This is a genomic window from Peribacillus sp. NPDC046944 (assembly GCF_050272735.1).
GTDB lineage: Bacteria > Bacillota > Bacilli > Bacillales > DSM-1321 > Peribacillus.
In genome coordinates, this window is the sequence record NZ_JBNNML010000016.1 from 1 (window position 1) to 15,209 (window position 15,209).

17 protein-coding genes and 1 rRNA gene are annotated in these 15,209 nt (G+C 41.2%); 17 read left to right on the forward strand and 1 reads right to left on the reverse strand.

Annotated elements, in window-relative coordinates; translation table 11 throughout:
- From rrf to rsmI, 12 genes are all read left to right on the forward strand, one after another.
- Window positions 1-70: ribosomal RNA gene (rrf, locus tag ACQKIC_RS19180) — 5S ribosomal RNA — on the forward strand; the annotation flags it as partial.
- A gap of 264 nt (window positions 71-334) precedes the next feature.
- On the forward strand, window positions 335-541 hold the full coding sequence (locus ACQKIC_RS19185) for a sigma factor G inhibitor Gin (RefSeq protein WP_403125368.1): 207 nt from the start codon (window positions 335-337) through the stop codon (window positions 539-541).
- Between the two features lie 182 nt (window positions 542-723).
- The gene (locus ACQKIC_RS19190) at window positions 724-2,193 is read left to right on the forward strand and encodes an aminotransferase class I/II-fold pyridoxal phosphate-dependent enzyme (RefSeq protein ID WP_427592159.1); all 1,470 of its coding nucleotides are present in this window, start codon (window positions 724-726) and stop codon (window positions 2,191-2,193) included.
- Between the two features lie 39 nt (window positions 2,194-2,232).
- Window positions 2,233-2,868 carry a dTMP kinase gene (gene tmk, locus ACQKIC_RS19195; protein WP_402991803.1) on the forward strand — a complete coding sequence of 212 codons (636 nt, stop codon included), beginning with the start codon at window positions 2,233-2,235 and terminating at the stop codon, window positions 2,866-2,868.
- A gap of 111 nt (window positions 2,869-2,979) precedes the next feature.
- Entirely contained in the window at window positions 2,980-3,309 is a 330-nt protein-coding gene (locus tag ACQKIC_RS19200) for a cyclic-di-AMP receptor (RefSeq protein ID WP_402875870.1), read from the forward strand.
- Between the two features lie 24 nt (window positions 3,310-3,333).
- Window positions 3,334-3,774: a YaaR family protein gene (locus ACQKIC_RS19205; RefSeq protein ID WP_402875872.1), complete on the forward strand. Its 441-nt coding sequence runs from the start codon at window positions 3,334-3,336 to the stop codon at window positions 3,772-3,774.
- Window positions 3,775-3,787: 13 nt separating this feature from the next.
- Complete coding sequence (gene holB / locus ACQKIC_RS19210) at window positions 3,788-4,786, forward strand: DNA polymerase III subunit delta' (protein ID WP_402991806.1); 999 nt, start codon at window positions 3,788-3,790, stop codon at window positions 4,784-4,786.
- 1 nt (window position 4,787) lies between these two features.
- Window positions 4,788-5,618 (forward strand): PSP1 domain-containing protein, encoded by an 831-nt coding sequence (locus tag ACQKIC_RS19215; RefSeq protein ID WP_402875876.1) that lies wholly within the window; start codon window positions 4,788-4,790, stop codon window positions 5,616-5,618.
- A 14-nt stretch (window positions 5,619-5,632) separates the two neighbouring features.
- Window positions 5,633-6,007: a DNA replication initiation control protein YabA gene (gene yabA / locus ACQKIC_RS19220; RefSeq protein ID WP_402875877.1), complete on the forward strand. Its 375-nt coding sequence runs from the start codon at window positions 5,633-5,635 to the stop codon at window positions 6,005-6,007.
- Between the two features lie 176 nt (window positions 6,008-6,183).
- The gene (locus ACQKIC_RS19225; RefSeq protein ID WP_402875879.1) at window positions 6,184-6,927 is read left to right on the forward strand and encodes a tRNA1(Val) (adenine(37)-N6)-methyltransferase; all 744 of its coding nucleotides are present in this window, start codon (window positions 6,184-6,186) and stop codon (window positions 6,925-6,927) included.
- Window positions 6,914-7,174 carry a GIY-YIG nuclease family protein gene (locus ACQKIC_RS19230; RefSeq protein ID WP_402875881.1) on the forward strand — a complete coding sequence of 87 codons (261 nt, stop codon included), beginning with the start codon at window positions 6,914-6,916 and terminating at the stop codon, window positions 7,172-7,174. The genes ACQKIC_RS19225 and ACQKIC_RS19230 overlap by 14 nt, the downstream gene beginning before the upstream one ends.
- Before the next feature lie 3 nt (window positions 7,175-7,177).
- Window positions 7,178-8,059 (forward strand): 16S rRNA (cytidine(1402)-2'-O)-methyltransferase, encoded by an 882-nt coding sequence (gene rsmI, locus ACQKIC_RS19235; protein WP_402959594.1) that lies wholly within the window; start codon window positions 7,178-7,180, stop codon window positions 8,057-8,059.
- Window positions 8,060-8,103: 44 nt separating this feature from the next.
- Here rsmI and ACQKIC_RS19240 read toward each other — a convergent pair whose 3' ends face one another.
- Complete coding sequence (locus ACQKIC_RS19240) at window positions 8,104-8,388, reverse strand: AbrB/MazE/SpoVT family DNA-binding domain-containing protein (protein WP_402875885.1); 285 nt, start codon at window positions 8,386-8,388, stop codon at window positions 8,104-8,106.
- A 616-nt stretch (window positions 8,389-9,004) separates the two neighbouring features.
- Between ACQKIC_RS19240 and metG the strand changes: the two genes are divergently transcribed.
- From metG to rsmA, 5 genes are all read left to right on the forward strand, one after another.
- Window positions 9,005-10,972 carry a methionine--tRNA ligase gene (metG, locus tag ACQKIC_RS19245; protein ID WP_427592158.1) on the forward strand — a complete coding sequence of 656 codons (1,968 nt, stop codon included), beginning with the start codon at window positions 9,005-9,007 and terminating at the stop codon, window positions 10,970-10,972.
- 197 nt (window positions 10,973-11,169) lie between these two features.
- The gene (locus ACQKIC_RS19250; protein WP_402991798.1) at window positions 11,170-11,937 is read left to right on the forward strand and encodes a TatD family hydrolase; all 768 of its coding nucleotides are present in this window, start codon (window positions 11,170-11,172) and stop codon (window positions 11,935-11,937) included.
- A 239-nt stretch (window positions 11,938-12,176) separates the two neighbouring features.
- Window positions 12,177-13,370: a ubiquitin-like domain-containing protein gene (locus ACQKIC_RS19255; protein WP_402875890.1), complete on the forward strand. Its 1,194-nt coding sequence runs from the start codon at window positions 12,177-12,179 to the stop codon at window positions 13,368-13,370.
- Between the two features lie 237 nt (window positions 13,371-13,607).
- Window positions 13,608-14,171 carry a ribonuclease M5 gene (gene rnmV / locus ACQKIC_RS19260; RefSeq protein ID WP_402875892.1) on the forward strand — a complete coding sequence of 188 codons (564 nt, stop codon included), beginning with the start codon at window positions 13,608-13,610 and terminating at the stop codon, window positions 14,169-14,171.
- Window positions 14,164-15,042, forward strand: a complete 879-nt coding sequence (gene rsmA / locus ACQKIC_RS19265; protein ID WP_402991795.1) for a 16S rRNA (adenine(1518)-N(6)/adenine(1519)-N(6))-dimethyltransferase RsmA — start codon at window positions 14,164-14,166, stop codon at window positions 15,040-15,042. Before rnmV ends, rsmA begins: the two co-directional genes overlap by 8 nt.
- Window positions 15,043-15,209: the final 167 nt, after the last annotated feature.

A 15,209-nucleotide genomic window follows, 5' to 3' on the forward strand; every position in this document is an offset into this window, starting at 1 on the left:
CGGCAGTTAAGCTCTTCAGCGCCGATGGTAGTTGGGGGTTTCCCCCTGTGAGAGTAGGACGCCGCCAAGCCATTTCAAAGGTCAGCCATTAGGCTTGGCCTTTTTTTGTGTGCAGAAAGAACGAGTTGCATTATGGAATCTGATCATTGAACTTCAAATGAGAAATTGTTTTTTATGAAAACAATCTCGGAGACGGGGAATTTTTATATAGACATACACCTAATGTAAGCCATTATCATACATTATTAAAAGCAGCCCCGAGTTCTCTTAAACTATTTTAATTCTATGTATGCGGACAATGGTTTTTGGGGAGAATGCAGCTATGGAGGTGGAGATGTTGGGGAAAACAACAACCAAAACAACAGCAGGGGAATCGTGCGTGGTATGTGAACAAGTAAAAGGCATGGGGATACACCTATATACGACTTTCATCTGTGAAGAATGCGAAAGGGATATGATTGGGACGGATACGAATGACCCCAGGTATAAGTACTATTTGAAACAGTTAAGGAAAATTACGAATCCGGAAATTTGTTCATAATGTAAGTAGTTGTAGATAGTTGTAGAGTTAGAGAATAAAGAAATGGCGATTTCTTTATTCTCTAACTCTTTTTCCATGAGGAGGGAAATGAACCGCTTGATTGAACTTTTACCTTTTAGATAAGATAATCTTGGACAAATTTGATAAAATGAAGAACATTATGATGTTGAAGGAAGAGGGAAATGAATCAATTACATACGCCATTGTTCGATGCGATGAGCAATTTATATAAAAAGGGACCCATTTCATTACATGTCCCGGGCCATAAAAATGGTCAAGTGTTCAATGAAAAAGGTCGTGCACTCTATAAGCCCCTACTTGGAATAGACGCTACGGAAATAAGTGGCCTGGATGATTTACACGCTCCAGAAGGTGTCATATTGGAAGCTGAGAGACTACTTGCTGACTTATATGGAGTCCAGAAGAGTTATTTTTTGGTCAATGGAACAACTGTAGGTAACCTAGCCATGATCCTTGCGGCCTGTGGGGAGGGAGACAAGGTACTGGTTCAAAGGAATTGTCATAAATCCATCTTGCATGGCCTGATGTTGGCAAATGTACGGCCTGTTTTTTTACAACCTATATTTTATCGGGAATGGGAAGTAGCGGGTGGCATCAGTTCAGATCTATTGGGTGAGGCCTTGGATGTACATTCGGATGCCAAGGCTGTCATATTGACCAACCCGAATTACTATGGACTTGCTGAAAAAGGATTGTCTGGCCTTGTAAAAATGGCACATGAAAGAGGTATTCCCGTGTTGGTAGATGAGGCACATGGTGCTCACTTTCAATTGGGAAGCCTTTTTCCCGACTCCGCGATACTGGCGGGAGCCGATGCAGTTGTACACTCAGCCCATAAAACATTGCCAGCCATGACGATGGGGTCCTACCTTCATATTCATTCTGATTTGTTGGATTTGGACAAGATGACTTTCTATTTACAAATGCTACAATCGAGCAGTCCTTCTTATCCCATCATGGGGTCTCTTGACTTAGCGCGCGGATATCTAGCATCATTTACAATAGAAGACCAAAACCAGCTCATCAAAAGGATTTCAGACTTCAGAGGGGAGTTGGGCAAGCTCGGCACGATACGAGTACTGGAGCCACCATTGGGAACGTCTGCCGACCCCTTGAAAGTCGTCATCCAGTCCACGACAGGCTTAAGTGGATTTCAGTTACAGAAGTTATTTGAAGGGGAAAACCTATATCCGGAACTTGCGGATCCCTACAATCTTTTGATGACTCTTCCTTTAGTAAAGGAAGAACAGGATTTTCCTTTTAAGGAAATCATCAAAAAAATCGAACGAGCATCAAGTGCGATGAAAGATAGATCAGGAGAACAAGATGAAGAAGTTGTTCCACAAAGTGCACTCGGTAAAAACGCCATGACGAGCCTTGCCTATCCATACTCTGTCATGAAACAAAAAAGTACGGTCCAAGTTGAGTTTGGAAAAGCAATCGGTGCGGTATCTGCGGAAATGGTCATTCCTTATCCTCCTGGCATCCCCTTGATTATGACCGGGGAAATGATTACATCAGAGCATATCGATAATTTAGGGAGACTGTTAGCATTGGATTCAAGATTCCATGGAGGTTCTTTCCTTTCAAGCGGGAAGCTGATTGTTTATGAGGGCAGCCAGGTTGGATAAAATGATATACTACAAACAAAGAACCTTGGAGGTACACCAATGAATCGTGGAATTTTTATAACAATGGAAGGGCCTGAGGGAGCAGGGAAAACAACAATCATTCACATGCTCGGGAACGCCCTCCAACAAGAAGGTTATCAAGTTTTGCTAACACGGGAACCAGGTGGCATCCCGATATCCGAACAAATAAGAGAAGTTATCTTGAATAAAGACAATACAGCAATGGATTCAAGAACGGAGGCTTTACTATATGCTGCTGCAAGGCGGCAGCATTTGGTGGAAAAAGTCATCCCTGCACTAGAAAAGGGGACCATCGTCCTCTGTGACCGATTCATTGATAGCTCTTTGGCCTATCAAGGCTATGCAAGGGGCTTAGATATAGAAGATGTATACAATATTAATAAATTTGCAATTGGTGACATGATGCCTGATGCGACGTTCTTTTTCGATATAAAACCTGAAGAGGGTTTAAGACGGATACAGTCAAACGGGGACCGTGAAGTGAATCGACTGGATTTGGAGGCTCTGGAGTTTCATGAAAAGGTATATGAGGGTTATCAGCTAACCATTAGCAGATGGAAGGATCGTTACGTTATCATTGATGCCGATCAATCAATCGAGGAAGTTTTCCAAGAAGCGAAGAATCAATTAATGATAGCTTTGAAGAAGAGATAACGGTACGCTAGGATTTCCATATTATTCAACTGCACCCTATTCCATGTAAGCACAAATTGTTATAATGGGAGTAAGGTAGTGAAAATTCATAGTAAGCGGAGGATGATGAGAATGAAAATGATCATTGCTGTCGTTCAAGATAAGGATAGCCATCGGCTGCTTAATGAATTAGTGGATCATAATTTCAGGACAACCAAGCTCGCCAGTACGGGTGGGTTTTTAAAATCAGGGAATACAACCTTTATGATTGGCACGGAGGATACACGTGTCGATCAGGCGATTGAGATAATCAAGCGGAGTTGTCAGTCGCGTTCTCAATTAGTCTCCCCGGTCTCACCAATGGGTGGCAATGCCGAATCGTATGTACCATATCCGGTGGAAATTCAAGTAGGCGGTGCAACCATATTTGTCCTGCCGGTTGAAAATTTTCTGCAATTTTAACGGCTAGATATATGGAGGTTCTTTATGAAAATCAACCATGACATACCTATTAATTTGGATAAAGCCCGGCAGGATAATAAACAAATGCAATCAGGTAATGGAAGGTTTCAACAACTGGTTCAAACACAGGACCAGAAGATGCAGGTTCAAACTTTGAATCGTTTAATCGGGGACATTGAAGGGGCAGGTCAGCGCCTGGTCCGATCCCGGACCTTTAGGGAACTAGCCAAATATAAGGCATTAGTGAAGCGGTTTGTGCGCGAAGCTGTTGAGTATGGTCTTGAACTGAAGCAGTCCACGAGCTGGAATCAATACGGACAGAGTCGACCATTGAAGACCGTGGAAACGATTGATGCGAAACTGATCGAGTTAAGCGAGGAAATTTTAAATAAAGAGAAGAGTTCGCTTGAGATATTAGAAATGATAGGCGAAATTAAAGGACTGCTGATTAATTTATATACGTAAGTGAGTGATGATGTTGGATAAAACATGGCAGGAAATGAGACAAATTCAGCCGCAGGTTATGACGATGTTGCAAAATAGCATCACGAAGAACAGAGTGGCTCATGCGTATATATTTGAAGGGGATACAGGTACAGGTAAGAAAGAGGTAAGCAAAAATTTTGCAAAAAGCTTACTATGCGAGAACCCGGTCGAAGGCTTTGAGCCATGCGGACAGTGTAAGAACTGCAAACGAATTTCTAGTGGAAACCATCCGGATATCCATTTGATTGAAAAAGATGGACTGTCCATTAAAAAGGAACAAATTAAGAGTCTTCAAGAGGAATTCTCAAAGAAAAGTGTGGAAGCCAATCGGAAAGTGTACATGATTACCGATGCGGATAAGATGTCAGTCGGGGCAGCGAACAGTCTCTTGAAGTTTTTAGAAGAACCTGTAGGAGATACGGTAGCCATACTGATGACCGAACAAGTTCAGCGCATTCTACCGACCATTTTGTCGAGGTGCCAATTGATCTCGTTTAAACCGTTATCACCGGAGAATGTCAAACGAAAGCTGATGGAACAGGACGTGGACCCACAGATGGCCGCTGTCGTCGCTCATTTAACACAGAATGTGGTAGACGGAATTGACATGAGTCATGATGAATGGTTTGTACAAGGCCAAAAAATAGTGGTAAAATTGTATGAAGTGTTAAAACAGAATTCCCTGAAGGCCTTATTGTTCCTTCAGACGGATTGGTTTTCGCACTTTAAAGATAGAGAACAGGTAGACAGAGGCCTTGATTTGTTACTTCTTATTTATAAGGATTTATTATATATTCAGTTGGACAAGAAGGACCTGATTGTATTTCAAAATAAACTGAAGGAATTTGAAACTCACGCTCTTCATCTTTCTCCGAGACGACTCGCTGAACATATGGAGTTTATTTTGGAAGCGAAAAGGAAGTTGATGTCCAACACAAATCCACAGCTGTTGATGGAACAGCTTGTGCTGAATTTGCAGGAGGGATCATGATTTGTATGATGTTGTAGGTGTCCGTTTTAAAAAAGCGGGCAAAATATACTACTTTGATCCGGGCGAATTCGCCATTCCCAAGGACGATTTTGTTATAGTGGAGACTGTCCGCGGTGTTGAATTCGGTAAGGTTGTTACAGCCCGTAAACAAGTAGATGAAAATGATGTTGTCCTGCCATTGAAAAAAGTACTTCGGGTTGCAGATGCGAAAGATAAGCTAATTGTTGAGGAAAACAAGTCTGCTGCAGAAGAAGCTTATTATATATGTTGTCAAAAGGTCGATGAGCATAAGCTGGATATGAAGCTCGTTGACGTGTCCTATACCTTTGATAGAAATAAGGTAGTGTTTTACTTTACTGCGGATGGTCGCGTGGATTTCCGTGATTTAGTCAAAGATTTAGCAGCCATATTCAGAACCAGGATTGAACTTCGACAGATTGGAGTCAGGGATGAGGCTAAAATGCTTGGTGGCATTGGACCATGTGGCAGAATGCTTTGTTGCTCGACATTTCTGGGAGACTTTGAACCTGTTTCCATTAAAATGGCGAAAGATCAGAATTTATCACTAAATCCTACAAAAATCTCAGGATTATGTGGTCGATTGATGTGCTGTCTGAAATATGAAAATGACGAGTATGAGAGTGCGAAGGAAATGCTTCCTGATTTAGGTGAGATGATTGATACGCCTGGTGGCAAAGGCAAGGTAGTGGGGCTTAATATTCTAGAACGCGTACTTCAGATTGAACTAATCGAGCAGGAAAGAGTATTAGAGTATACTTTAGATGAGATTCTAAAAGAGGGAGCCGTTTCTATTCAAGCCACAGATTATTAAGGTGGTGGGAGAGCGTGGATAAGAAAGATATTTTTGAGTCGGTTACCAATATGGAAGCCCAGATAGGCCAATTATATAAACAGCTTGGAGAATTGAAGGAGAATCTTGCGGAAATCCTCGAAGGAAATCAATCGCTCAAGTTAGAAAATGAGCACTTGCGTCATCGATTGGGCCTTGCGGATGCCGAGAGTGAACCTGTTTCTATAAAAGAGAAACAAAAGACGAAGAACCGTACTGAGAGTACGAATAAGGTTATGGATATAGGGGAAGGCTATGATAATCTAGCCCGTATCTATCAAGAAGGCTTCCATATTTGTAATCTGCATTTTGGCAGTTTACGTAAAGAAGGAGATTGCCTGTTCTGTTTATCTTTTTTAAACAAGAAGTGAAAATGGAATAATATAAAAGAATGTTCCATCTCTTTTACGTGATAGATAGACCGTTTACAATATATAGTGATTCGGGGTCTGACGCATACTATGAGTCAGACCCTTTTTGTTACGAGTGAGGGTTAAAGTAAGGGCTTAATCCTGCTTTTTCTACATATATAGGAGGGTTAATAGCAATGGTAGAACTAAAAGGGGATGAACGGCTGGATTACCTGTTGGCGGAGGATTTACGGATCATCCAGAGTCCATCGGTGTTTTCTTTTTCATTAGATGCCGTTTTATTATCCAGGTTTGTAAGCGTACCGATCCAAAAGGGAAGGCTAGTGGATCTTTGTTCAGGCAATGGCGTCATACCCTTGTTGCTAAGCACAAGGACTAAAGGGTCCATTACGGGCATCGAAATCCAGGATCGCCTATATGACATGGCTCAAAGAACCATGGAGTATAACGGGGTTTCCTCGCAGATTGAAATGGTCCATGCTGATATAAAAGAAATCCCAAAGCAAATAGGATACAGTAAATATGATGTGGTAACGTGTAACCCACCGTACTTCCCGACTCCGTCCATTGAGGAAATCAATAAAAATGAACACTTTGCGATTGCCCGTCATGAAATCATGTGCACATTGGAAGACGTCATGCGTGTTTCAAGTCAGTTACTTCGTCAGGGTGGAAAAGCGGCATTCGTCCATAGACCTGGTCGTTTGATGGATATCCTACGACTGATGAGGGAGTATCGGATTGAACCGAAGAGGTTGCAATTCGTTTATCCAAAAAGTACAAAAGAGGCCAATACGATTCTCATTGAAGGAATTAAAGACGGAAACCCGGATTTGAAAATCCTACCTCCACTCGTTGTGTACAATGAACAGAATGAATATAATCCTGAAATCAGAAAGATTTTATATGGAGACGAATAGGCACTATTTCTACGTCTTAAAATGCAGCGATGATAGTTATTACGCGGGATACACCAATAATTTAGAACGAAGGATCAATATGCATAATCAGGGGAAAGGCGCTAAATATACGCGTGGACGGACCCCTGTGGAACTGATTTATCATGAAACGTTTGAAAACCAGACTTTGGCCATGAAGGCAGAATACCAGTTCAAGCAACTAACCAGAAAACAAAAAGAAAAGTGGATGGCAAAGGAGGAGACATAATCTATGTGGCAGCAAAAGAGTTTCGAAAAAGAGGGGTTGGAACCGGCTTTATATCTAGTCCCTACTCCTATAGGCAATCTTGAAGATATGAGTTTCCGCGCTCTTAGGATTTTAAAGGAAGCAGATGTCATAGCTGCCGAGGATACGCGAAATACAAAAAAACTATGTAATTACTTTGAGATTTCTACACCTATCGTCAGTTATCATGAGCATAATAAGGAAAACAGCGGACGGCAAATGCTTGAGCGACTTCGTTCAGGCCAAGTGATCGCTCTCGTCAGTGATGCCGGTTTACCAACGATTTCCGATCCAGGCTATGAACTTGTGAGGGAGGCAATTGCTGAACAGTTTAAGGTTATCCCCTTGCCAGGAGCCAATGCGGCATTAACGGCGTTGATTGCCTCAGGGCTTTCCCCTCAACCCTTTTATTTCTATGGTTTCCTAAAGCGGGGAGCAAAAGAAAAGAAACAAGAGTTGGAAAAGTTAAAAAAAATGGAAGCTACTTGGATTGTATATGAATCGCCTCACCGCTTAAAGGAAACCTTGAAACATATGCATGAAATACTAGGAGACCGACAAATAGTCCTATGTCGTGAATTAACCAAGAAGTTTGAAGAGTTTATTCGCGGTACATTAAGTGAGGCAATGAATTGGGCGGCTGAAAATGAGGTGCGCGGTGAGTTCTGTTTGATAATAGAGGGTGCTCAAGAACAGGAAGAAGACCCAGAAGAAGCATGGTGGTCAGCTTTCGACATTGTTGGGCATGTCAACTATTATATCGAAACGAAGAAAATGCCTTCAAAGGATGCCATAAAGCAAGTTGCAAAAGATCGAAATATGCAAAAACGCGACGTATACCAGGCATTTCATATAGATGCCAACTAAATGGACAAAAAAAACTTCCGAAATTCGGAAGTTTTTTATCTATATTAGTTAGAAGTTGCAAAGTTTTGTTGAATTTCTTTAATTAACATTTCTGCACCTTCACGGCTAAGAATTAACTTACCATTAGCAAGTGTAAGATTGTTATCAGAAACTTCACCAGTTACTTGACAAGTCATGTTAGGTTTATATTTTTTTAAGATAATGCGCTCATCATCCACATAGATTTCTAAAGCATCTTTCTCAGCGATGCCTAATGTACGGCGAAGCTCGATTGGAATAACTACCCGGCCTAACTCATCAACTTTACGAACGATTCCTGTAGATTTCATTGAAAATTCCCCTCTCAAAATACAATTTAGTACCTTTTTCTATTTTTTTTCGTCATTATTCGACAATTTTTTTTATAAATTTATAATACCAGCCATTCCCATATTCGTCAATGATTTATTTTCATTTTTCTGTAAGAGCTCATTATCGCTTTTTATAAAGGATACGAAAAGTAATAAAGCAAAAAAGCCTTAGTCCTAGCTTGTCTGCGGAACCATTTACTTCACCAAGATTCGACAAACTATGATAATGGAGCTCTATCTCTTCCCTATTATAAGAGTAATGTTATTTTAGTTTCAAATCAAAAATTCGGAATATAGGATAATATTCCTGTAAAACGTCCAAATAGAATGGGAGATGTTGCGCAAAATATGAATAGTAAGGTATATTTTGTTGAGGTAAGAGGTAATGCTGAAAATAGGGTGAAGACAACCTTGCAAGCATTAAGCACTGATTAGAAATTCTTTGCCTTTCATTCGAATTTCAGGATGAAATGATTGTTGATTCTTGTCGCATAGAATGACAGATAGGGTTAAAATAGAGATAATAGTTTTACTGTGCTCTAATTGGCAGGGGCAAGTCCTTAGCCAGTTTTGCAAATGATGAGGAGGCAATAAAATGCAGGAAAAATCAAATACATTTTATATTACAACACCCATATATTATCCAAGTGGTAATTTACATATAGGGCATGCGTATACGACGGTGGCAGGAGATGCCATGGCTCGTTACAAAAGGATGCGTGGCTTTGACGTTATGTACTTAACGGGAACGGATGAACATGGTCAGAAAATCCAGCGCAAAGCAGCTGAACAGGGCATCACACCTAAACAGTATGTGGACAATATCGTGTCTGGAATAAAAGAGCTTTGGAATAAGCTTGATATATCTTATGATGACTTCATAAGGACGACAGAAGACCGCCATAAAGAGGTTGTGGCAAAAATATTCAAGAAGCTGCTGGATCAGGGCGACATATACTTGGATCAATATGAAGGATTATATTGTACACCATGTGAATCTTTCTTTACGGAACGCCAAGTCGAAGAAGGTAATGGGAAATGTCCAGATTGTGGCCGACCAGTCGAGAAGGTTAAGGAAGAGTCATATTTCTTCAAGATGAGTAAGTATGCTGACCGTTTATTGAAGTTCTATGAGGAAAACCCTGAGTTCATCCAGCCTGAATCAAGAAAAAATGAAATGATCAATAACTTTATCAAACCGGGATTAGAAGATTTGGCCGTTTCTCGTACAACTTTTGACTGGGGAATTAAAGTACCGGGAGATCCGAAGCATGTCATTTATGTCTGGATTGATGCGTTGACTAACTATATTACAGCTTTAGGGTATGGGACGGATGATGATTCTAAATACAGGAATTACTGGCCGGCGGACGTTCACCTAGTAGGGAAGGAAATCGTTCGTTTCCATACCATATACTGGCCGATCATGTTAATGGCTCTCGATATGCCGCTTCCGAAAAAGGTATTTGCCCACGGCTGGTTGCTTATGAAAGACGGCAAAATGTCGAAGTCAAAAGGGAACGTGGTCGATCCGGTTACATTGATTGATCGATACGGTTTGGATTCCTTACGTTATTACCTTCTTCGTGAAGTCCCATTCGGTTCTGACGGGGTATTTACTCCAGAGGGATTTGTAGAACGGGTTAACTTTGACTTAGCGAATGATCTAGGTAATTTATTGAACAGAACCGTAGCCATGGTCAATAAGTATTTCGACGGTGTGATTCCAATTCCAAACTATCAAGGGTCGAATGGCGAATTTGAAACAAACTTGCTTGAAATGAATCAAGATACGGTACATAAATATGAAGAAGCCATGGAAAAAATGGAATTCTCCGTTGCCCTTACGTCCATTTGGCAGCTTGTGAGCAGGACCAATAAGTTCATCGATGAAACCCAACCGTGGATGTTGGCTAAAGATGAAGCCAAAAAAGGGGAACTTGCAAGTGTTATGGTCCATTTGGCTGAATCTTTACGCCGGACAGCCGTCCTATTGAAACCATTTTTAACGCAGGCACCGGAAAAAGTCTTTACTCAGCTAGGCATTCAGGATGAGAACCTGAAGACATGGGATAGTCTCAGCGAGTTTGGATTAATTCCTTCCGATACAAGAGTGTTAAAAGGGGACCCTATCTTCCCGCGTTTAGATATGGAAGAGGAAGTTCAATATATTAAAGAACAAATGCAGGGTGGCACGTCCAAAGAGGAAGAAAAGGAAGAAGTCGAAATTCCGGAAGTTGATGAAATCACAATCGATGATTTCACAAAGGTTGAGTTGCGTGTAGCGCAGGTAATGGAAGTCGAGCCCGTAAAAAAAGCCGACAAACTGCTTAAGCTACAGTTGGATCTTGGGTACGAGAAGCGGCAGGTCGTATCCGGGATTGCTCAGCACTACAAACCAGAAGAATTAGTAGGGAAAAAAGTGATATGCGTTACCAATCTTAAACCAGTGAAATTACGTGGGGAGCTTTCTCAAGGAATGATTTTGGCTGGCAGCCAAGATGGCGTCCTATCTGTTGCTACAATAGATGCTTCCATTCCTAATGGATCGAAAGTGAAATAACTCAAAAAAACATAAAAGTGTTTCATATGAAACACTTTTATGTTTTTTATTTATATGCCCCAGTGCAGCAGGCATCTACTGAGACCATTCTTTAGTCCCTGCCTTCAGGGAGGGACTATGTAATCTTTTTGTTACCTAATTGAGAAACATAAAACTCTCATTACGAAATAAAATAGTGCTAGAAAGGAAGAATAAACATGCTTTTCGATACACATGTACATGTAAATGCAGAGCAATTCAATGAAGATCTTGAAGAAGTCATAGAAAGAGCGCAGGAAGCGGGCGTAAAAAACATGGTTGTCGTCGGCTTTGACCGCCCTACCATCACTAGAGCAATGGAACTAGTGGAAATATATGAGTTTATGTTTGCAGCAATCGGTTGGCATCCTGTTGATGCAATAGATATGATTGAAGAAGATCTCCAGTGGATTGAAGAACTCTCCGCACATCCTAAGGTAGTTGCTATAGGGGAAATGGGCCTTGACTATCATTGGGACAAATCGCCGAAGGAAATTCAAAAGGAAGTTTTCAGAAAACAAATACGCCTAGCAAAAAAGGTAAAGTTGCCTATCATCATTCATAATCGTGAAGCAACCGCAGATATCGTGAGCATATTAAAGGAAGAAGGTGCTTCAGAAGTGGGAGGCATCATGCATTGCTTTAGTGGTAGTGCCGAAACAGCTTTGGAATGTATCGATATGAACTTTTATATTTCATTGGGGGGCCCCGTTACCTTCAAGAATGCGAAGAAACCAAAAGAAGTAGCAGCAGCTGTGCCATTGGATCGTCTATTAATTGAGACGGATTGTCCTTACCTAGCACCCCATCCCTTTAGAGGAAAGCGTAATGAACCATCCTATGTGAAACTCGTCGCCGAGCAAATTGCAGACATCAAGCAACTTTCCGTGGAAGAAGTATCCCAGGCGACAACGAGTAATGCCAAGAAATTATTCGGCATTAATTGACATCATTTTGGGTCACGTTCTCCCGGGATTTGCTATTTAGAAAGCATTTTTTGAAGTTTCTACAAATCTCTCTCCCAACATAGGTGTTTTATGTCGAGAAGTCACCCTTTCCTTTTCTATGAGGAATATGCATAATAGGTAATAATTTCCTAAATGAGAAGTGGATGGGTTGACAGCTCGATAAGTATGTCTATATAATCACCGGGAGGAAGGAGGAGTTTTTCATTCTATCAAAAACTATGAAAAACCTTATTTCCAGACTTGTAGGTAAGAAGCGAATAGCGGTTGCAATATGCACGGCAATTCTCGTCACTACGGCGCTGGGAATACTGATCCATAAAGGAACAATGCATACAGTCACAATCATGCTTGACGGGAAAAAAGAGGTAGTGCGGACACACGCGGCTACTGTAAATGATATGTTAAAAGATTTAGAGATTACGGTTCAAGCCGCAGATTATGTACATCCTTCTGTTGACAGTGAAGTAGCTGATGATCTAGAGGTAGTGTACAAGCAGGCTCGAAAAATTGTCATGGTACAAGATGGTGAGCAAGAGGAAGTCTGGTCAACCGCCGATACCGTAGAGGAATTTATCAAGGAGCAGGAGCTCGGAGTAGATGAGAAGGATAAAGTTACTCCTTCAAAAGACACGAAGCTTAAAGCAGATATGGAAGTTAGCATCGATAGAGCCTTTTCACTGAACTTGGTGGTAGGTGGAAAAGAAAAGCAGGTTTGGTCAACTTCGACTACGGTCGCTGACTTTTTAAAGCAACAAGGTGTCAAACTCAATGATTTAGATCGAGTTGAACCAGGATTAGTGGAAAAAGTTGAAGCAAAGAATACGGTAAACGTTATTCGAATTGAAAAAGTCACCGATGTAGTGGAAGAACCTGTCGATTATGCTGTCATTACTAAAAATGATGATTCTTTATTAAAAGGGAAAGAAAAGATCGAAAAAGAAGGAAAAAAGGGTATCACTTCCAAGGAATACGAAGTGATCAAAGAAAATGGAAAAGAAGTCAAAAGGAAATTGCTTTCTGAAAAAGTTGTGAATAAAAAGCAGGATAAGGTCGTAGCGGTCGGAACTAAGAAGCTTGAAACCCAAGAATCACCGAGAGCAACGAATGTGAATTCTACCAGCGGAAAAGAAATTTACGTCTCATCAACGGCCTATACAGCAAGTTGCCACGGCTGTTCAGGTGTTACTTCAACAGGAGTGGATCTGAAAAGTAATCCTAATGCCAAAATCATAGCAGTCGATCCAAGCGTGATTCCCATGGGCTCGAAGGTCTATGTCGAAGGTTATGGCTATGCTACTGCTGCCGATAAGGGCGGAGCGATTAAGGGAAACAGAATAGATGTATTCTTTTCATCGAAAAACGACGCTTATCGTTGGGGTGTAAAGAAAGTGAAAATCCGAGTACTGGATTAATAAGTTTTCTCTCGCAGGAGATAAATTGTCTCCTGCTTTTTTGACGTTTTATTTTACCATTTGTTGAAACCAACAGTATAAACCTGCTTTAATAAAAGAGACGATTCAATAAGTCATAAAATTTCAGTGTAAACTAAAAGTGAATCGAGTGATGGCGTGAGAAGCCATCCCGATGGAAAAGTCGTGGCAAGGTCTGTTTACATAGTAAGTCTTGCGCTTTTCTGTATGGAGGAAAACATGAAAAAGATTAAAGAAATCATTGTTGTTGAAGGTAAAGATGATACAGTAGCGATAAAAAGGGCGGTCAATGCGGATACCATAGAAACGAACGGTTCTGCCGTGAATCAATCCTGTATAGATCAGGTAAGGTTGGCACAAGTCACACGTGGTGTTATCATTTTTACGGATCCGGATTTTCCAGGACAAAAAATCAGAAATATCATTTCAGAACAAGTAAAGGGCTGTAAACATGCCTTTTTAACGAAGAAAGAGGCGTTGCCTAAGTCAGGCAGGGGAATAGGCGTGGAGCACGCTTCACCTGAAGCGATTCGTAATGCCTTGAAAGACGCACAACTCATGGATGAGGAAGCCCAAGAGGAAATATCCCAGCAGGATTTAATAGATGCAGGTTTAATCGGTGGTGCGGGAGCTAGAGAGCGAAGAGAAAGACTTGGTTCCATCTTAAAGATCGGTTTTACAAATGGTAAGCAATTATACAAGCGATTAAAAATGTTTCAAATATCAACTGAGGCTTTTAGCGAAGCGATTGTACAGATAAATCAGGAGGAAAATCATGAATAAAGATATAGCAACCCCTGTCAGAACGAAAGACATCCTAAAGAAGTATGGATTTTCGTTTAAAAAGAGCCTTGGGCAAAATTTCCTAATCGATACGAATATCCTGAAGCGGATTGTCGAGCATGCGGAGTTGACAGAGGAAAGTGGAGCGATTGAAATTGGGCCAGGTATAGGGGCGCTGACTGAACAATTAGCGAAAAGCAGCAAAAAGGTCACAGCCTTCGAGATAGATCAGCGCTTACTTCCGATACTAGCCGATACACTGTCTCCATACGACAATGTGAAAATCATCCATGGGGATGTCTTGAAAGCGGATGTCAAGCAGGCCATCGAGGAAGAGTTCAAGGATATCAAGGATATAATGGTCGTAGCCAACCTTCCTTACTATGTTACTACTCCCATCATTTTGAAGCTTTTGTCAGAGGACTTACCGATTAGAGGCATCGTATGTATGTTGCAAAAGGAAGTCGCCGATCGAATCGCAGCTAAGCCAGGCACGAAGGAATATGGTTCTTTATCGATTGCCATTCAATATTATACGGAAGCAGAGACGGTTATGATCGTTCCAAAAACGGTGTTCATGCCGCAACCGAATGTCGATTCGGCTGTTATTCGCCTCACAAGACGGGTTATACCGATTGTCGAAGTACAAGATGAGGACTTTTTGTTCGTCGTGACCCGGGCGAGCTTTGCACAGCGCCGAAAAACGATATTAAATAACTTAACAAGTCAGTTGCCGGAAGGAAAAGCGAAAAAGGAATTAATTCTTGCTGCTCTTAAGGCCGTAGAAGTCGACCCGACTAGGCGAGGGGAAACATTGAGCATTGAGGAATTTGGACGCTTGAGTGATGCATTACTGCCGAATTTTAAATAACCATTACCAATCTAACGTCGGAAAGGGGTTCTATTCTCCCTCATCCGGCTTTTTTTTTGGATTAGAGCGGGTAGTGAACCGATTCCTGCATATGATATACCCCAATTTTCACTTTCACCATTCGTGGGGCGTTAGCATAACTTAAGAAAGAAAACAATCTAGGGTGG